Source organism: Rossellomorea sp. ABR4_004 (assembly GCF_056159585.1).
Genome location: NZ_JBSWVM010000003.1, coordinates 525,834 through 544,408, shown reverse-complemented (window position 1 = coordinate 544,408; position 18,575 = coordinate 525,834). Strand labels below are relative to the sequence as shown.

At 39.1% G+C, this 18,575-nt stretch carries 14 protein-coding genes and 1 riboswitch; of the genes, 11 read left to right on the top strand and 3 right to left on the bottom strand.

Going from position 1 to position 18,575, the window contains the following annotated elements; all coding sequences use genetic code 11:
• Positions 1 to 177 precede the first annotated feature (177 nt).
• Positions 178 to 1,395 carry a NupC/NupG family nucleoside CNT transporter gene (locus ACXAF2_RS19705; RefSeq protein WP_475141161.1) on the bottom strand — a complete coding sequence of 406 codons (1,218 nt, stop codon included), beginning with the start codon at positions 1,393 to 1,395 and terminating at the stop codon, positions 178 to 180.
• Between the two features lie 172 nt (positions 1,396 to 1,567).
• Between ACXAF2_RS19705 and ACXAF2_RS19700 the strand changes: the two genes are divergently transcribed.
• The 4 genes from ACXAF2_RS19700 (at position 1,568) to nhaC (ending at position 6,683) form a co-directional block, all read left to right on the top strand.
• Positions 1,568 to 1,801: a YueH family protein gene (locus ACXAF2_RS19700; protein ID WP_475141159.1), complete on the top strand. Its 234-nt coding sequence runs from the start codon at positions 1,568 to 1,570 to the stop codon at positions 1,799 to 1,801.
• 174 nt (positions 1,802 to 1,975) lie between these two features.
• Positions 1,976 to 3,544 carry a peptide chain release factor 3 gene (locus tag ACXAF2_RS19695; RefSeq protein WP_148968519.1) on the top strand — a complete coding sequence of 523 codons (1,569 nt, stop codon included), beginning with the start codon at positions 1,976 to 1,978 and terminating at the stop codon, positions 3,542 to 3,544.
• Between the two features lie 202 nt (positions 3,545 to 3,746).
• On the top strand, positions 3,747 to 4,775 hold the full coding sequence (locus ACXAF2_RS19690) for an EAL domain-containing protein (RefSeq protein WP_475141158.1): 1,029 nt from the start codon (positions 3,747 to 3,749) through the stop codon (positions 4,773 to 4,775).
• A 501-nt stretch (positions 4,776 to 5,276) separates the two neighbouring features.
• Positions 5,277 to 6,683 carry a Na+/H+ antiporter NhaC gene (gene nhaC / locus ACXAF2_RS19685; protein ID WP_475141156.1) on the top strand — a complete coding sequence of 469 codons (1,407 nt, stop codon included), beginning with the start codon at positions 5,277 to 5,279 and terminating at the stop codon, positions 6,681 to 6,683.
• 645 nt (positions 6,684 to 7,328) lie between these two features.
• On the opposite strand, the gene ACXAF2_RS19680 is transcribed toward nhaC, so the two are convergent.
• Entirely contained in the window at positions 7,329 to 8,201 is an 873-nt protein-coding gene (locus tag ACXAF2_RS19680; RefSeq protein WP_475141154.1) for a hypothetical protein, read from the bottom strand.
• A gap of 196 nt (positions 8,202 to 8,397) precedes the next feature.
• On the opposite strand from ACXAF2_RS19680, the gene ACXAF2_RS19675 reads away from it, so the two are divergent.
• The 6 genes from ACXAF2_RS19675 (at position 8,398) to ACXAF2_RS19650 (ending at position 16,651) form a co-directional block, all read left to right on the top strand.
• The gene (locus tag ACXAF2_RS19675; protein WP_475141153.1) at positions 8,398 to 11,487 is read left to right on the top strand and encodes an efflux RND transporter permease subunit; all 3,090 of its coding nucleotides are present in this window, start codon (positions 8,398 to 8,400) and stop codon (positions 11,485 to 11,487) included.
• Between the two features lie 122 nt (positions 11,488 to 11,609).
• Entirely contained in the window at positions 11,610 to 12,698 is a 1,089-nt protein-coding gene (locus ACXAF2_RS19670; RefSeq protein WP_475141151.1) for an SDR family oxidoreductase, read from the top strand.
• A 187-nt stretch (positions 12,699 to 12,885) separates the two neighbouring features.
• Positions 12,886 to 13,344 carry a hypothetical protein gene (locus ACXAF2_RS19665; RefSeq protein ID WP_475141149.1) on the top strand — a complete coding sequence of 153 codons (459 nt, stop codon included), beginning with the start codon at positions 12,886 to 12,888 and terminating at the stop codon, positions 13,342 to 13,344.
• Positions 13,345 to 13,407: 63 nt separating this feature from the next.
• Positions 13,408 to 13,504, top strand: a riboswitch (yybP-ykoY riboswitch).
• Positions 13,505 to 13,603: 99 nt separating this feature from the next.
• Positions 13,604 to 14,389 carry a TerC family protein gene (locus ACXAF2_RS19660; RefSeq protein WP_475141147.1) on the top strand — a complete coding sequence of 262 codons (786 nt, stop codon included), beginning with the start codon at positions 13,604 to 13,606 and terminating at the stop codon, positions 14,387 to 14,389.
• Positions 14,390 to 14,741: 352 nt separating this feature from the next.
• Positions 14,742 to 15,491 carry an RNA polymerase sigma factor SigI gene (gene sigI / locus ACXAF2_RS19655; protein WP_475141146.1) on the top strand — a complete coding sequence of 250 codons (750 nt, stop codon included), beginning with the start codon at positions 14,742 to 14,744 and terminating at the stop codon, positions 15,489 to 15,491.
• On the top strand, positions 15,488 to 16,651 hold the full coding sequence (locus ACXAF2_RS19650) for an anti-sigma factor domain-containing protein (RefSeq protein ID WP_475141145.1): 1,164 nt from the start codon (positions 15,488 to 15,490) through the stop codon (positions 16,649 to 16,651). Before sigI ends, ACXAF2_RS19650 begins: the two co-directional genes overlap by 4 nt.
• A gap of 82 nt (positions 16,652 to 16,733) precedes the next feature.
• Here the strand turns inward: ACXAF2_RS19650 and ACXAF2_RS19645 are convergent, their stop codons facing one another.
• Entirely contained in the window at positions 16,734 to 16,934 is a 201-nt protein-coding gene (locus ACXAF2_RS19645; protein ID WP_034763616.1) for an alpha/beta-type small acid-soluble spore protein, read from the bottom strand.
• A gap of 265 nt (positions 16,935 to 17,199) precedes the next feature.
• Between ACXAF2_RS19645 and ACXAF2_RS19640 the strand changes: the two genes are divergently transcribed.
• Positions 17,200 to 18,552 carry a TrkH family potassium uptake protein gene (locus tag ACXAF2_RS19640; protein WP_475141143.1) on the top strand — a complete coding sequence of 451 codons (1,353 nt, stop codon included), beginning with the start codon at positions 17,200 to 17,202 and terminating at the stop codon, positions 18,550 to 18,552.
• The last annotated feature ends 23 nt before the right edge of the window (positions 18,553 to 18,575 follow it).

Sequence of the window (18,575 nt, the reverse complement as noted above, 5' to 3'; positions counted from 1 at the left end):
CGTATATGACAGATTGGAAACTCTGGCACCTACTGAGATTTCAATGAGTTTCAGACAGGCTGGAACAACGGAAACCAATGACCCGATTGCAAATGATGAGCTTTACATTCCAACAGTATCCTAGAAATGAAAAGAAGCTGTCCATATGTGGACAGCTTCTTTTATTAATCATTTTTATTATACGAACATACCTGCAATTGCGGCACTTAGTAACGAAGCGAGTGCACCGGCAATGACGGCTTTTAATCCTAAGCGGGCGATATCTCCTCTGCGGTCAGGAGCAAGGTTACCTAGTCCACCAAGTAAAATACCTAATGAAGAAAGGTTCGCAAATCCACATAGAGCGAAGGAGATGATGGCTACCGCTTTATCTGATAAGTTCCCGATTTCAGGAGCAAACGCCGAATAAGCAACGAATTCGTTGATGACAAGCTTTTGTCCAATGAAGTTTCCGGCGATGACTGCTTCACTCCAAGGAACACCAATGGCAAAAGCAAGTGGAGCAAAGGCGTAACCAAGGATAAGTTCCAGTGAAAGGCTGTCCATACCGAACAACCCGCCTACTAAGCCAAGCAATCCATTGATCATCGCAACAAGTGCGATGAATGCGAGTAGCATTGCACCGATATTTAAAGCTAATTGAAGCCCGACGCTGGCACCTTTTGCAGCTGCATCGATCACATTTGCCGAATCAGAATCCGCTTCCATATCAAGCTCTTTTGGTTCAGGTGTATTATCAGTCTCAGGTACAAATAACTTTGCCAAAACGAGTCCTGCAGGGGCAGCCATGAAGCTTGCTGCCAGTAAGTATTCCAAAGGAACCCCTAATAAGGAATATCCAACTAATACTGACCCTGCTACAGAAGCAAGTCCACCCGTCATGACTGCGAAAAGTTCCGATTCAGTCATTCTGGATAGATAAGGTCTTACTACTAACGGAGCCTCAGTTTGTCCGACGAAAATATTCGCTGCTGCAGAAAGTGACTCCGCCTTTCTTGTTCCTAATAGCTTTGCCAATCCGCCACCTAAAATTTTGATGAAAAATTGCATGATTTTAAGGTAGTAAAGGACTGAAATTAAAGCAGAAAAGAAAATAACGACAGGAAGGACATTAAACGCAAAAATAAACGCTATATTGGATTCTTCCGTATAAAGACCACCGAAAAGGAAGGTGATCCCTTCATTTGAATAATTGATAATAGCGTTTACAACTTGAGTCAACCCTTTAAGAGAACTCTGACCCCAAGAAGTTTCCAACACGATAAAAGCGAAAAATAACTGTATGGCTAGTCCTCCAAGGACGGTTCTGAAATTAATACGCTTTTTGTTCGTAGAAAATGCAAAAGCAATTCCCAGAACGACAATGATACCCATGATACCCCATAAATATTGCACTTCTTTCACCTCTTCGAAATTTAAGTTTGTAACTTGATGCTTTCGGTTTTTTATTTTACAATTCTTTCAGACGTCTGACAACCTACAATTACACGATTTTCTTAAAGTTGTACGGACAACATCGTCATTAGTATGCGCCAATAAAGCGTTTTCATGAAAGGGGATACACATTTTGAAGATCAGAAAAAATTTTTTGGAAGGCTTGGAACAAAAAGTATTTATCTATGAAAACAAGAAAGATGAGTTCATATTGATTGCAATCCCGGATATTCGATGGTCTTATTCTTTCACCTATGGTGAAGATAATATACAACCTAAATTACAGGAGTCGTTACAAGGAAGAGTTTCAAAAGAAACAGCAGAAACTTTAAGTTTCCGGATTGTTCAGTGGACAAGTGAAATGTAAGTGTCCTTAGAGCCATTTTGTTGAATACTGCGTGATAGTCAAAATGCACATTCATACCAATAGGAAATGATGTGTGAAACATGCCTGATTTACCTAGGCGTTGATTCTTTGTTGCATTGTCACTTTAGAACGAATATGATGAGAAAGTGAGAATGACGAGAAAGGATTTTATGAATGAAAATAGACTTTATACAGGAAGTTCAATCAAGACGGACTTTCGCTATTATTTCCCACCCAGATGCCGGGAAAACAACATTAACTGAGCAACTTCTACTCTTTGGAGGGGCGATTCGGGCAGCTGGAACTGTAAAAGGTAAGAAATCTGGAAAGTTTGCTACATCTGATTGGATGGAAATTGAGAAGCAGAGAGGGATTTCGGTCACTTCTTCTGTTATGGCTTTCGACTATGATGATTATCGGGTGAATATCCTGGATACACCTGGCCACCAGGACTTTTCTGAAGATACTTATAGAACATTGATGGCTGTTGATAGTGCAGTTATGATCATCGATTCTGCCAAAGGGATCGAAGCACAAACCTTAAAGCTTTTCAAAGTTTGCCGAATGAGAGGCATACCGATCTTCACATTCATTAATAAGCTTGACCGTCAAGGCCGTGAACCATTGGAATTATTGGAAGAGCTTGAAGAAGTACTTGGAATTCAATCTTATCCGATGAATTGGCCGATAGGAATGGGGAAAGAATTCTTAGGCATCTATGATCGCTTCCATAATCGAATTGAGCAATTCCGCGTGGAGGATGAAGATCGTTTCATTCCTTTAAACGATGAAGGTGAAATCGAGGGGGAACACCCACTGAAGGAAAGCAATCTATATGATCAGACCCTTGAAGATGTGTTGCTCCTGAACGAAGCGGGAAATCAGTTTTCACGTGAGAGAATAGCGAATGGAGAGCTTTCTCCCGTTTTCTTCGGTAGTGCATTAACGAATTTCGGTGTTCAAACGTTTCTTGAAACGTATTTGCAATTTGCACCATCTCCTCAGCCAAGGAATTCCGACGCTGGTGAAATTGAGCCGACGGCAGAGGAGTTTTCTGGTTTCGTGTTCAAGATCCAAGCCAATATGAATCCAGCTCACCGTGACCGGATTGCATTTCTCCGCATCTGTTCTGGGCAATTCGAGAGAGGGATGACGGTTAATCTTTCCCGCACAGGTAAATCGATTAAGCTTGCTCAATCAACACAATTTCTTGCAGACGATCGAAGCACTGTAAACGAGGCAGTAAGTGGGGATATTATCGGGGTTTATGACACGGGTACGTATCAAATCGGTGATACGCTTGTTCAAGGAAAGCAAAGCTTCCAATATGAAAAGCTCCCTCAATTTACACCTGAACTTTTTGTTCGTGTTACAGCGAAGAACGTAATGAAACAAAAGCATTTTCAAAAAGGGATTCTTCAACTGGTTCAAGAAGGTGCCATCCAATACTATAAGACCCGCACGGAAGATATTATCCTGGGTGCAGTCGGGCAGCTTCAGTTTGAAGTATTCGAGCACAGAATGAAAAATGAGTACAACGTTGATGTGAAAATGGAACCGATTGGATCAAAAATAGCTAGATGGATTGAAAACGAAGAAGATGTTAAGGAAACAATGTCAAGTTCCCGAAGCATGCTGGTGAAAGACCGTCATGATAATCTGGTATTTTTGTTTGAAAATGATTTTGCCATGAGATGGTTCAACGATAAAAATCCGGATATTCGATTATATAGTTTAATGTAATGAACGTGAACACCCCTCTAGAATTGGACTTGGAGGGGTGTTTTTTGTAGTCGGAATGAAGGGTGTAATCATAGAATTGAACTTTTTACCATTATTAAGTGAATTTATCCTAGCATAAATGTATATTAGTGGCATTCGTTAGGTGAAAAGTCTTAGTATATACAGATAGGGGATATTTTGATAGTAGGGGAGAGAATGGAAAATGAACATCGCTTGTGCAAATTGTACAGTAACCATGGAGTATCTTGATGCAGGGTACTTTTTTTTACATAAGAATCAACATCAAACCGTTCCGTTGAAAGGATATTCTTCGCAATTAGAAGATGGTACATATGTTTTTCCATATGAAAATCTGCATGCACTATATGAAAAGCTTGTTAGAGTAGAAGAGTTTTTGGAAGACGATGGATGGACTTGCAGCATTAATTGTATCGACCATCCCGGATCGTTCATGGAAGTAGGCAACTTCATTTTATTAATGAAACATAGAGAAATGGTAGAAATAATTCAGAATGGGAAATTCATCAGTCATCTTCAGCCGATCATTGATTTAAACGATTATAGCCTCTTGGGTTATGAATCTCTTTTACGGACAGAAGAATCATCAAAAAAGATTAATCCCGGACAATTATTTGAAGTTGCTGCCATCACAGGCTTTCATTCCATGTTAGACCAGAAAGCGAGGAAATCGGCGATTGAATGCCGTGTAGGCCAGGTGAATCCCGGTATTAAAAGCTTCATAAATTTTCTTCCTTCTACGATTTATAATCCTGAATTTTGTTTACGTCATACCTTTCAAATCGTAAACGAATTAGGTTTAAATCCTGAGGATCTTGTATTCGAAGTGGTGGAGACAGAGAAAATAGGGGATGTGGAGCATTTAAAGTCCGTTCTTGATGTATATAAGCGTGAAGGAATGAAAGTCGCCCTTGATGATGTTGGATCCGGTTTTGCCACTGTCGAAATGCTGACTCTTCTTAAGCCTGACTATGTGAAAATTGACCGTTCTTTTATCAATCATTGTGATAGTGTTCCAGAAAATCAAGAGTTCTTACATCAGGTCATGAAGATTGCAACGGAGTTGAACATCCTTGTATTGGCAGAAGGGATTGAGAGGAAAGAAGAATTGCTATTCTGTAAAGAAATAGGCGTTCATTATGCACAAGGTTACTTCATAGGAAAGCCGGCTCTTGAAGCAAAAGAACCATTCGCCCAATCACTATTTGTATAGCTGAAATGACCTCTTTTCTTACAAAGAGGGTCATTTTAAAATAAAAACCATTGACATATTTCAATACGATGATAAAATACTACTATAATTACTTTAGTGCTTAAAAGCGTTTAAGAGCGAAAGAACTTGATGCCCTTGAGCTCTTAGCGATTAGATTAAATATCTTTGTCTTGAGCAACGCAGTAGGAAATAGATGGACAGCAATCAGAGACTAGGCGGCAGGTGAAAGCCCAGGTCCACTATTACTGAATTACATTGCTTATAAATCCTCTAAGTAAATGAGGCTTTATCCAGGGACAAACCTTTATGAAGTGGGAATAAACTAATTGTCAACTATTCATGAATAGCAGTGAATGAATAGTGGGAATGTATGACAATGGGTTTATTCCAATTAGGGTGGTAACGCGGAGAACTCTTCGTCCCTAGTCGGGATGGAGAGTTCTTTTTGTTGTTCTTTCTATTCCAATTCATCAATTTCAACTTAGAGAAGGAAGTGTTACTATGTTAAACATCCAAAGCGTAAACAAACCAAACGTCATAGAAGCATCAGTGATATTGCTCGCTGTACTGGGGATTATTAGTGGTAGTATTATTGGGCTCGAATCGGTCCCTCATATTCCCATCATCATTTCGCTCTTCTTTTTGATGGTGTATGGGCTAAGTCGTAAAGTGACATTCAAAGAGATTGAACAAGGGATGATTGCTGGGGCACAAGGAGGATTAGGAGCTATATTACTCTTTTTCTTTATTGGACTTCTTGTGAGCAGTTGGTTACTCAGTGGAACCATTCCCACTTTGATGTTTTATGGATTTGAAATTGTATCCCCCAATAATTTTTATGCGATTGCCTTTTTGCTTACTTCCTTGAGCGGCATCGTGATTGGAAGTTCATTGACGACTGCGGCAACCATAGGTGTGGCACTTATCGGAATCGGTGAGGCGATGGGACTGTCAATGAGTATTACAGCAGGTGCGATTGTTTCAGGAGCTTTTTTTGGAGATAAGATGTCACCATTATCAGACACAACAAACCTTGCTTCTTCTATTGTGAAGGTAGATTTATTTACTCATATTCGTAATATGGCCTGGACAACTGTCCCTGCATTCATTATTACACTCATCGTTTTTGGATTTTTATCACCGGAAACAAGTGATGTCAATTTGACACAGCTGAAATCGTTACAGAATGGCTTGAATCAAACAGGGCTGGTTCATTGGTACAGTCTCGTTCCTGTAATAGTTCTAATTGTTCTCATCGTATGTAAGACCCCTGCACTACTAACACTTGCGATCAATATTGTTGTTTCAATCGGCCTTTCTTTCTTACATGGATCTTTGAAGCTGAATGAACTGTTTCAAGTGTTATTTTCAGGATTTGAATCCAAAACAGGGGTGGAATCCATCGACTCACTTTTAACTAGAGGTGGAGTGAACAGTATGATGTTTACGATTTCTCTTGTCATTCTCTCATTAAGCCTCGGTGGATTATTATTTAAACTTGGTATAATTCCTGTGTTGCTTCATAAAGTTTCAACGATCCTTCAATCAGGAAGAAGAACAATTCTTTCAACGGCTCTGTCGGCCATTGGTATAAATCTGGTTGTAGGGGAGCAGTACCTGTCCATCCTATTAACGGGAGAGGCCTTTCAATCCCAATATAAGAAACTTGGGTTACATCCCAAGAACTTATCACGTACGTTAGAAGATGCTGGAACGGTCATTAACCCGTTAGTACCATGGAGTGTATGTGGTATATTCTTAACTGATGTATTAGGTGTCGCCACGGTAGAGTATTTACCGTTTGCAATCTTTTGTCTCATATCTCCCGTCATAACGATTCTTTATGGATTTACCGGCTGGACCATTGAAAAAGAACAAACTGAAACGAATCCAATTGCTTCAAGCTAATATTTTATAAGAAGTTCTTTTCACAAAGGTTGTTGTTTAATAACATAAGGTCTGCTTGGGCTCTGTCAATTAGTGTGAGTTGGATGGTGAGGGGAACTGCTCCGCTTTCCGCGGACGTTCGGCCGAGCCTCCTCAGCTTCGCTTCCGGGGTCTCGGCACGCCCGTACTTCCGCAGGAGTCTACGCAGTCCCCTCACCATCTTTAAGAGGTTTTTCGTGACAGAGCTAAAAAGTGTCAAAAAAACAAGCTGAATCCTCGGTGGGTGATATCGATAAACATTGAATAATAACTAATTTCAGTTATTATAATCAGGTTAATTTTATACTCCTTTGTAGATAGGTTTGTTTTAGCGAACAAACGCTCAACCTATCTGCAATTGGAGATTTTTGTTTGTCTATCCGTTATTAAGGATTCGAAATGTAGAAGCACAGAGTGGATTGTAGCGGAAGGCACTTGACTCCTGCGGGAAATAGAGGAAAGGTCGAGACCCCACAGACGGAACGTCGAGGAGGCTCGACTTCCTCCCCGCGGAAAGGAACGGACCATAATTCTTCCTACACTCATCTAAAATACAAATCTTGAACAAAAGAGCACATAAAAAAGGACTGTCCTCATCATTCATCGCATTTTATTAAAAAAGATGAATTATCCTGAGGGCAGTCCTTTTCGTGTGATTTCAACGTAATTTGGGAAATGATGATTGTAATAATATCCGCCTATTGCAATCACTGAAAAATGAAAAAGAGGAAGAACCATCATCATGATTGGATTCTTTAATAGCAACACACCTTCTTGGACCATGAATACTTCTATGGTTAACAGGAAAAGGATGGTCAACAGTGCATATTGCTTATCCTTATTTCTAAAGAAGATCACCAGTGTATAAAAGTAGGTTGTAAACCAAATGTATAACGCATTTCCCGCAATCAAGTCACGTGTAGGATTAGAGAAATGATGCAATGGGATGATATATAGTTCCAAAAGGGAAGAAAGAATCCAGGCAAATGAAAGGGAGACGGTCGACAAGGCAAAGAACAAGGTAATGAATAGTACATAGTGATTAGGATCATTTTCAAGCAGCTTCCACCACACTTTAGACAGTATGACAGAAAGGATTAAGAAAAATGATGTATAATACGATTGCCACCAATGGTGATCGTACAAATTTGAATAGGTGAACCATGTTTCAATGAGAAAGAATAAACTAATGATCAAGGCAATCCTTGTTGCTCTTAAATGATAAACAACAATATACGTGAGCGCGATTGGCACTGAAAAGGCCTGGGAACTAATTGATCCCAACACACTGTCATTGTAATTATTTGATAAAATATGGGGATGATACGCATAGCTGTTAAATAAAACAAAGATGATATATTCGAATACATAAGCTAAACCGGAAATGAAAAGCCAAAATAATAAAATCCGAGCAGACATATGACGGTTCTTAACGACAATTATGACCAACAGGATAATGCTGATAAGACTAAGGGATACAAATGGAACCCAATTCGCCATGCTGATGCTCCTAACGTTTCAGTATAAAAATAGTGTTTACAGATTAGGTGTATTTATTTATCAAGGTGAATTATTTGTGAACAATTTCTCTTGTAGAAGCTTTAATATTGAAGGATTTTCCTGAAGAGACTATAGTTAACATGAACTGCTTCCGAACCGTAGTGAACAATATAGATATAGAAAGGGGAGCGCCCGTTTGAAAATCAGTGATTTTTCCATACGCCGTCCTGTATTCACCATTGTCACAATGCTACTCATTCTTATTCTTGGAGGAGTGTCCCTTCTCCGAATCCCATTAAAGCTCATTCCTGATCTAAATCCACCAGTTGGGGTCGTCGTGACCAATTATCCGGGCGCAAGTCCTGAAGAAGTGGTGGAAAAGTTGACAAAGCCACTTGAAGAAAGTTTGTCAACTTTACCAGGAATGAAAAACATCCAATCTACTTCCAGGGAAGGCTCAAACTTCATTCTCCTTGAATTTTCATGGACAACTTCCATTGATGAAATAGAAAATGATGTACTTCAAAGAATCGATCAAACTCCACTTCCAGATGGGGCGGATAACCCCAGGTTTCTAAAATTCGATCCGGCCCAATTTCCAATTATTCAATTCTCGTTACGTGAAGAGGGGAAGGAAAGTAAGTTAAAGACGCTATCCGAGAATTTGAAATTGGAATTAACCCGGGTTGAAGGAGTGGCCAATGTAAACGTTTCTGGTTCCCTCCAGGATGAAGTGGTCATTGAATTAAATCAACAAGCGCTGAAAGATAATCGTCTAAGTCAATCTGACGTTATCAACACGATCAGAGCAAATAATGTAACATCACCTGGGGATACCATAGAAACTGATGGGCAAACCTTAACCACACGGGTTATGAGTGAATTAAAGTCAGTTGATGAACTGGAAAAATTGGTGCTTCAAGTGAATCCTCAAAATGGTAAAAAGATTACCCTTGGGCAAGTGGCGGCTGTTGAGAAGAAGCAGCAGGACACCAATACGATCACTCGAGCCAATCAGGAATCTGCCATCCTATTTAGTGTGTTACAACAATCCGATGCAAATACGGCTTCTGTTTCAAAAGCATTCCAAGATGAGCTGGATCGTCTACTTCAACAAGACCAATACAAATCGATCAAAGCAGACATTCTCTTTGATCAGGGGGACTATATTACCCAAGCGATAGGAAACATTGCAAACTCCCTAATCATTGGTGGGGCTTTTGCCATGCTTGTTCTATTTCTATTCTTGAAGAATGTAAAGAGTCCGTTAATCATTGGTGTGGCGATACCATACTCTGTCATCGTTACATTTGTCTTAATGTTCTTTGCTGATTTTGCTTTGAATATCATGACTCTCGGAGCACTTGCCCTCGGAATTGGAATGCTTGTGGATAATGCCATTGTTGTAATTGAAAATATTTATCGTCACCTTTCTCTTGGGAAAACACCTAGAGAGGCTGCGAGTATCGGAGCCAAAGAAGTGGGTGGAGCCATTACGGCATCTACTTTAACAACAGTTGCAGTGTTTTTACCTGTTGTCTTTATTTCAGGTTTGCTTGGTGAATTATTTACCGAATTTGCCCTGACCATTTCCTTTAGCTTATTAGCATCGCTCGTTGTAGCCTTAACGGTCATCCCTATGTTAGCAAGCAGATTATTGAAGAAGCCTAAAGGAAATCTTGAAGCGAAGCGCAGACGCTCAAAGAGCAGAAAAACATTTGCCAGGTCTGTTAAGTGGGCTCTTCGTCATCGATTCATCGTTCTGTTTATTACAGCTCTCACTCTCGTCGCAGGCGGTTTCGGCTTAACGACAGTAGGGACACAGTTTTTACCTCCTACCGATGAAGGGTTTTTCAATATGAGAGTCGAATTAGATAATGGAGCATCCGTGGAAGAGACGAATAAAGTTGTAAATGCAATTGAAGATAGGCTGGAAAAGGAAAAAGAAGTTGATGTTTTTGTCAGCCTGGTCGGTACAACTCAGGAAGAGTCCTTTAGAGGAAGCTCAAAAGGGAATATTGCTGAAGTGTATGTAAAAATGAAGCCTTTAGAAGATCGTGGGAGATCCATATTCACTTTTGCAGATGAAGTAAAACCAGAGATAGAAAAAGCCGCGAAAAAGGTAAATGATTCATCGGAAATATCTTTTAACCTTCAGTCAACATCAGGCTCCAGTCCTCAAACCCTGACGTTCAATTTAAGGGATACAGATCCAAAACGGTTGGATCAGTCAGTCGATGCATTATTCAATTCATTGAAGAGTATGAAAAACGTATCAGAAGTCACGACGGATCAAATGGAAACGGTCAAGGAAGTACAAATGAAAGTGAATCGTGACAAAGCACTCGAACAAGGGTTGGCACCAGCTCAGATAGGCACCCTTGTACAGGATGTTACTCGAGGAGTATTGGCGACACAAATGGTTACAGAATCGTCGGATGTCATAAATGTACTTGTACAATATGACCGTAATATTACGGAGAATCTGGACTCTCTGAAAAAACTACTTATTCCTAACGGACAAGGAAAGTATATTCAATTAAATTCTGTAGTAGATTTCTCGATAGAAGATGGTCCTGTCAGTATACAAAGAATCGATCAGCAGCACGCAGTTCAATTCACTTTGAAGTATTCATCGTCCACCAATCTCGGAGCTATCTCGAAAGCTGTGGATGAGAAGATAGAATCTTTGGAACTACCGAATGAGACTTTGGTTTCATTCAGTGGTGACAGGGAGTTACTGGAAGACTCCATTGACGATATGGCACTTGCACTTGGACTCGCCATTGTTCTTGTCTATATGGTCATGGCTGCACAGTTTGAATCATTTAAGTATCCATTTGTCATTATGTTTACAGTGCCGCTCATAGTCATCGGGGTCGCAATAGCGCTGGCGGTAACTCAAACACCTATAAGCATTTCAGCGATTATAGGTGTCATTGTACTGGCAGGCATTGTTGTAAACAATGCGATTGTGATCGTTGACTACATCAACCAGCGTAAAGAATCAGGAATCAATAGCTTTGATAGTATTGTTGAAGCGGTTCAAGACCGGGCACGGCCGATATTAATGACCGCATTGACGACTATACTTGGCTTGTTACCTCTTGCCCTGGGACTCGGCGAAGGTACAGAGATCAATCAGCCGATGGGTATAGCCGTCATTGGTGGGTTAATAAGCAGTACACTGTTAACGATTTATGTCATTCCGATTGTATATAGTTTCTTTGATAAAGAAACGAGAAGAATGAAGAGAAATCGTGAAGCATACGGTAATAAAGAATAGTCAAAGTCAAACGAGCTAACCTTACAGCTAAGTAGTCACCTCCTTAAATCGAGCAGGTACCTTAGACTGCAGGTTAGCTTTTTTTATCCATCTTTAATGAAGTCATTGGCGGGGGGAGAGATATGAAAAAAGGGATATATTTAATTACAGGATTTCCGGGGTTTTTGAGTCTTAATATTGTGGAGGAACTAATCAGTCAAGAGATGGCATCATCGATCTACTTGCTTCATTTAGACTCTATGACTAAAGAAGCAGAGGAATTAGCCGGGAAGCTTGCAGAAAACAAAGGAACCGACTTCATTTTAGTGAAGGGAGATATTACACAACCTGACCTTGGAATATCAGAAGAAAAATTAAGTGAAATACGAGAAACAGTGGAGTATGTCTGGCACTTGGCTGCCATCTATGATCTTGCCGTGCCTGAAAATCTTGCATATGAAGTAAATGTCGAGGGAACACGACACGTTAATTCTTTCTGTAAAACAATTTACCAATTAAAGAGATATGTTTATTTCTCTACTGCGTTTGTGGCCGGTACACGTAAAGGAGAGGTGTATGAAAATGAGCTTGAGTATCCTGAAAGCTTTAATAATTTTTACGAACAGACAAAGTATGAAGCAGAGGTATCCGTTGAAGAACTGAAGGAAGTCCTGCCGATTACGATCATCCGTCCCGGTATCGTTAAAGGAAGTTCAAAGACGGGTGAGACAGTTAAGTTTGATGGTCCGTATTTTATTATGAATATGTTTAAACGATTATCGTTTTTACCTTGGATACCCTTTCTCGGAGAAGGAAATGCCCTCATCAATATCGTTCCCATTGAATATGTCGTCCGAGCTTCTGTATACCTCGGCCACGAAGCGATCGGAAAAGGAAAAACCTATCATCTTACCGATCCACAAGCCATGACGGTGAAGGAAGTGTATGAACAGATTTTATGGCATATGTACAAGAAACAGCCCCGGGGAAGAATTCCACTATCTCTGTCCAATTGGGCACTGGGCTTTCGGTTTGTGCGCAGATATTTGAAGGTTGAACGTGAAGCGCTTGATTATTTTACACTTGAAGGGAGGTTCAATTGTCAATATGCTCAAGAAGACTTAAGAGGATCACATATTCAATGCCCAACGCTCTCAAGCCAAATTGAAAAAATGGTCGAATTTTATCTTGAACATTCTTCCAACGAAAAATTACATGTGAAGATTAATTAAGGATGTTTTCATGAGGATTGTTAGGTTGGGTTTTTAATCATCGTAATAATTGGGAGGGAAATGGTAAAAATAATGGGAGAAGCATCAATAGGAGGATTCTCGAGATGTCATTTTCCCTTAAGCAAGAGCCGACCCGGTACATACATCATATAGTACATTCACTTCATCACCAATTGCTGGGATGCCCATGAAAACTTCTATTACAAAATTAGAAGGAATTCTATGGAGCATTGCTCTTCCTGGTTTTCCACAATTACTGGTTGGACTTTGGTTTAAGGGAACGTTATTTGTGCTTCTTGAGATCATCATCAATGTCCAAAGTAACTTCAATCAAGGAATTATGTATAGTTTTTTAGGGGAAACCCATAAAGCAGCTTCTGTAATCGATTATCAATGGTTGATGTTTTATCCGTGTCTTTATATGTTTGCCATGTGGGATGCTTATAAGCTTGCTCAAACAAAAGAAGAACCTTATATATTTTTACCATTTGTCATGTCTGCTTATATGGTGACCGTTGGCTTGATGTACTCTCCGAAGGTATATTTATTTGGTGAATTTATCGGACCTATCTTTTTACCGATGTTGTTTGTGATTCCCGGAGTGGTACTTGGGCTGATCATCCGATCTATCCTCATCAGGAACTAAGTTTTATCTCTTTACGAAACGTCATTCATGAGGTAAGATATGGCTATACAACTTAAACGTTTTCTACCTGTCAAAGGGGAGTAGCTATAGGTGACATACCTAAACAAAGTCGTCAGTTCATGGATGATTCCATCGGCTTTGTTGGCATAATGATTATGCTAAGCAAGACCTTTGCCTTATTTAGGCAAGGGTCTTTTTATTTTATAAAAATCCTTGCCTATTGGAAAACTAACTGTGTAAATAGGAGGGACTTACATTAATGGATGCTTCAATGTTATTGGAATATGGTTGGGTACTGCTCATCCTAGTCGGTCTTGAAGGAATTCTGGCTGCTGATAATGCAGTTGTTATGGCAGTCATGGTTAAACATCTGCCGGTAGAACAAAGAAAGAAAGCACTTTTTTATGGTCTGTTAGGAGCATTTGTATTTAGATTTGCTGCACTATTTCTCATCTCTTTCTTAGTGAATGTATGGCAGGTTCAAGCCATCGGTGCAATCTATTTATTCTATGTGTCGATTCATCATTTCGTTAAAAAGAGGAAAGGCACGGGAATTGTTGAGTCAGAGTCTAACAAGGGCTCAGGTTTCTGGACGACGGTATTAAAAGTGGAACTTGCAGACATCGCCTTTGCAGTGGACTCCATGTTAGCCGCGGTAGCTTTAGCGGTTACTTTACAGCCAACCGGATGGTTTGATGTCGGTGGAATTGACGGCGGTCAGTTTATCGTCATGTTCCTTGGTGGAGTCATCGGCCTGGTGATCATGCGATTTGCTGCAACATGGTTTGTGAAACTATTGGAGAAATATCCTACATTGGAATCAGCGGCGTTTTTAATCGTCGGTTGGGTCGGGGTAAAGCTTGCTGTGTTTACACTCGCTCATCCAGATGTGGCGATCCTGGATCATCATTTCCCTGAATCAAAACCATGGAAGCTCGTCTTCTGGACCGTTTTAATCCTTTTATCGGTAGGAGGATATTTATTATCCAGAAAAAGAGCAAAACAAGAAGAAACCAAAGAAGAAGCAAAAGCAAAAGCTGAATAGTGATAAATGTAAAGCTAACGTGGATTTCACACGTTAGCTTTTTTGATTTGTTCATTCCGACAGTATTTTGACTCCCCATCATCTTTTTGAATTTTAATATGTGTAAACCCCCTCAAAATAAGAATTTATAACGTAACTCCTTTAATAAGGCGATCGCTCGGCCAAACAATAAAATGACTTCGGAGGTGTATATATGACAAATATCAATTAAAACAATTTTTGCTGTCCAAATTTCGGTGTCTGAACAGGTTTAAATACTACCTTTATATCTTTTGGTGGTACTCCTCCTCTCTATTATCTTTTAATATTAACTTCTAATGAGTATAATAGTGTGCAGGATGGAGTGAGATTGATGCTAAATGTATTACTATTTTTGATAGCCAAAAAGAAAAAAACTTTAGAGAATATGGCGATTCAAATACAAAGCGGGGATGAGCAATTACTGAACGAAGTCCTCGAAGTCTATAAACCATTCGTTAAAAAGACGGTATCTTCAGTCTGTAAACGATATATCTATGAAAGTGATGATGAATTTAGCATCGGTCTAATTGCCTTTCATGACGCTATCTTTAAATATAATCATCAGCGAGGGTCATCCATCATCAGTTTTTCTGAAGTAATCATCAAACGGAAGGTAATTGATTACATCAGAAAAAACGGTAAATTTCAGGATGTGAGCATCGACTTGAGTCTGGTTGAGGATGATGAAGTGAACCCAAATTTAACAATCGAGCAAATCGTTTCTGTTGAAGAATATGGGAAGCAACAAGAAGGAAAGAAGAGGCGGGAAGAGATCATCTCATTCCAAGAACATCTTTCTCAATTCAAATTATCCTTCCATGAGTTGGTCGAACAATCACCTAAGCATGAAGATGCCAGACTGAATGCCATTGACATTGCTAAAACGGTAGTGAACTCCAAAGAATTATTGGATTATCTCCTTGAAAAGAAACGATTACCCATAAAAAAATTAGAGAAACAGGTAAACGTTAGCAGAAAAACAATTGAAAGAAATAGAAAATATATTATTGCCATTACTCTTATTCTTATAGGAGATTATGTGTATTTACGGGATTACTTAAAAGGGCGGTTAGAGATATGAAAAAAGGGATCATTATGGAAATCAAGCGTGATATCCTCGTTATGATGACGCCAGAAGGGGAATTTCTGACGGGAAGAAAACAGCCCAATCAACATTATTCAATAGGAGAAGAAATTCCTTTCTTTCCTTTGCATCATGAACTTGCTATGACCAAGCCATCTTTTAAATGGAATTGGAAAGTATCGAGTGCAATATTAACAGCCATCATCATCATCCTTACCTTGTTTTCAAGTGGTTTCTTACAGAGTAATCAGGCATATGCCTATGTGTCTGTCGATATCAACCCAAGTATGGAATTGACATTGAATGAAAAACAACAGGTGATAAAGATTACACCTTACAATCAAGATGCCGAAGTGCTTCTAGAAAAGTTGGATGGCTGGGGAAACATGGATGTAAGTGAAGTGACAGAGGAAATCTTCCTTTTATGTGAAGAAATGGGATATTTAAAAGAGAATCAAACTGTTCTCATCACCTCTTCATTTATTGAGGATTCAAATGATCAGCTGGAAGATGATTTGGTAGCTGAAATAAATAAGTTTGTTCTAGAATATAGCACAGATCACAACATGAACATCACCGTGAAAGAAACATCCCAGGAAATGAGAGAAGAAGCTTCTGATAAAGGAATGACTGCAGGGTCTTTATTACGAGAAACTGAAAAAGCTGAAACACCTAAACCACTCGAGGATACAAAAAGAGAAATAAAAGACGAAGACGTCCTCAAAGAAGGAATAAAGAAAGAGAAGAGTTATAAGGTGGAGAATCAAAAGGTGGAATTACCTTCTGTGGAGAAGAAGCAGAAACGAGAGGGTAATGAGAAACTTCAAAAAAATGATAAAAACCATTCAAATCAAAAAAAGGACCCAGAAAAGTCTGTGCAGCCTGAACGGAAAAACAATTCTTCACATAATAAGCATCGGGACTCCAATGATCATTCTAATCGTGATAAAGACAATTATAGAGGAAATGCAAAATGGCATAATCCTAAAAATAATAAAGAAGAAAATGAACGAGATCAAGACAGAAAAGAAGAAAAGAAACAAAATCATAATGATTGGAATGAAGAAAAGAAACAAGATCATCACGACAGGAAAGATGAAAAGAAAAGGGATCATCGAGAACGAAAAGATAATAAAAATAATAAAGAAGAAGATTAAAAAACTGCGGCCCATTTACCCAAAATGGGTCGTTCTCAATTATGAGGGGTAGCTGGTAAAAACCAGCTACCCCAAGCCAATATTATTTAGTTTGTTGTCCTGTAAGTTGGGATTGTGCTTGTTTTACCAGACGTTTTGTAATTTCGCCACCAACAGATCCGTTAGAGCGAGCTACTGTATCTGATCCGAGTGTCACACCAAACTCTTGAGCGATTTCATATTTCACTTGATCAAGGTATTGTTCAACACCAGGAACGAGCAATTTATTACTGCTTCTAGCCATGGTTGTTTCCTCCTTAGTAGTAGACTTGAAACAATGATGTTTCTGTAGTACTATTATTTGTCTTATTTTTTCGAACATGAATGGTAATATTTCGCCGAAATTGTATAGTTTGTATGGGAGGGAATGAATCACTGAGACTTTGTGGTTTAATCTGCTTTCCTTAAAGAAAGAATAAACATATAGGAAATTATCCATTTTTCCTTTCATTCTTTGTACATATTCATTAAGATAGAGAAGGAAATAACCTTGAAAGGGAAATACATATATGTGGTATAAACTTAGATTAAATTTAAATAAATTGACGCCAGCTCAAGTCATTGTGTCCTTCTATCTTATCGCTGTAACAGTGGCAACGATTCTTTTGAGCTTACCATTTGCCCATAAACCGGGGGCGGAGTGGAGTTTCATTGATGCTATTTTTACTTCTGTTAGTGCTGTAAGTGTCACCGGTTTAACCGTTGTAAGTACGGCGGATACATTTAACACTGCAGGAATTTTCTTATTGATATTTGTTTTACAGTTCGGTGGTATTGGTATCATGACCCTGGGAACTTTTTTCTGGCTTTTAGTAGGTAAGAAAATAGGCTTGAAAGAACGGCGGCTAATCATGACGGATCAAAATCAAACCAATCTGTCCGGCCTTGTTCACCTTTTAAAACAAATTTTATTCCTTATCATCATAATTGAATTAATTGGTGCGTTTATATTAGGGGTTTATTTTCTTAGTTATTTTCCCAGCTGGCAGGAAGCCTTCATTCATGGGCTCTTTGCCTCAGTTAGTGCAACAACAAACGCCGGCTTTGATATTACAGGCCAGTCACTCATTCCTTATAAGAATGACTATTTTGTTCAGTTCATTACTATCATTTTAATTACATTGGGTGCAATTGGATTTCCTGTCTTAATTGAAACAAAGGATTATTTATTGAATAAACAAAGAAGTAAACATCATTTTTCCTTGTTTACTAAAATAACTACCATTACATTTGGATTACTCTTACTATTTGGTACTTTGATTATTTGGTTGTTTGAATATGATCAATTCTTCGCTGGTATGACATGGCATGAGTCATTTTTCTATTCCTTTTTTCAGTCTACTTCAACCAGGAGTGGTGGGCTTGCCACTATGAATGTTGCGGAATTTTCTACTCCTACTCTCATGGTGATGAGTGCTTTGATGTTCATTGGAGCATCCCCAAGTTCAGTAGGTGGGGGAATAAGGACTACTACCTTTGCATTAAATATCCTGTTTTTATTTCACTTCGCTAGAGGAAACCAAACGATCAAGGTTTTTAGAAGAGAGGTTCACGAACAGGACATCATTAAATCGCTTGTTGTCACGATGGTGGCTGTTCTTATGTGCTTTGTTTCAGTTGTTATCTTAACGATTACAGAAGATCACGGTCTTATGGAAATCATTTTTGAAGTTGCTTCTGCCTTTGGAACAACAGGTTTATCTTTAGGGATTACATCAGATCTATCATCTATCGGGAAATGCGTTATCATAGCCTTGATGTTTATCGGTCGTGTAGGAATTCTTTCCTTCCTGTTTATGATAGGAGGAAAAGAGAAAACTACCAAATATCATTATCCTAAGGAAAGAGTCATCATTGGATAGATAAAAAAAAACGATGCTAAACC

What these genes read in the sequence shown, in the direction of transcription:
- ACXAF2_RS19695 (WP_148968519.1), top strand. Translation starts at nt 1,976, where the DNA reads ATGAAAATAGACTTTATACAGGAAGTTCAATCAAGACGGACTTTCGCT.
- ACXAF2_RS19690 (WP_475141158.1), top strand. Translation starts at nt 3,747, where the DNA reads ATGAACATCGCTTGTGCAAATTGTACAGTAACCATGGAGTATCTTGAT.
- nhaC (WP_475141156.1), top strand. Translation starts at nt 5,277, where the DNA reads ATGTTAAACATCCAAAGCGTAAACAAACCAAACGTCATAGAAGCATCA.
- ACXAF2_RS19680 (WP_475141154.1), bottom strand. Translation starts at nt 8,201, where the DNA reads ATGGCGAATTGGGTTCCATTTGTATCCCTTAGTCTTATCAGCATTATC.
- ACXAF2_RS19670 (WP_475141151.1), top strand. Translation starts at nt 11,610, where the DNA reads ATGAAAAAAGGGATATATTTAATTACAGGATTTCCGGGGTTTTTGAGT.
- ACXAF2_RS19665 (WP_475141149.1), top strand. Translation starts at nt 12,886, where the DNA reads ATGAAAACTTCTATTACAAAATTAGAAGGAATTCTATGGAGCATTGCT.
- ACXAF2_RS19660 (WP_475141147.1), top strand. Translation starts at nt 13,604, where the DNA reads ATGGATGCTTCAATGTTATTGGAATATGGTTGGGTACTGCTCATCCTA.
- sigI (WP_475141146.1), top strand. Translation starts at nt 14,742, where the DNA reads ATGCTAAATGTATTACTATTTTTGATAGCCAAAAAGAAAAAAACTTTA.
- ACXAF2_RS19650 (WP_475141145.1), top strand. Translation starts at nt 15,488, where the DNA reads ATGAAAAAAGGGATCATTATGGAAATCAAGCGTGATATCCTCGTTATG.
- ACXAF2_RS19645 (WP_034763616.1), bottom strand. Translation starts at nt 16,934, where the DNA reads ATGGCTAGAAGCAGTAATAAATTGCTCGTTCCTGGTGTTGAACAATAC.
- ACXAF2_RS19640 (WP_475141143.1), top strand. Translation starts at nt 17,200, where the DNA reads ATGTGGTATAAACTTAGATTAAATTTAAATAAATTGACGCCAGCTCAA.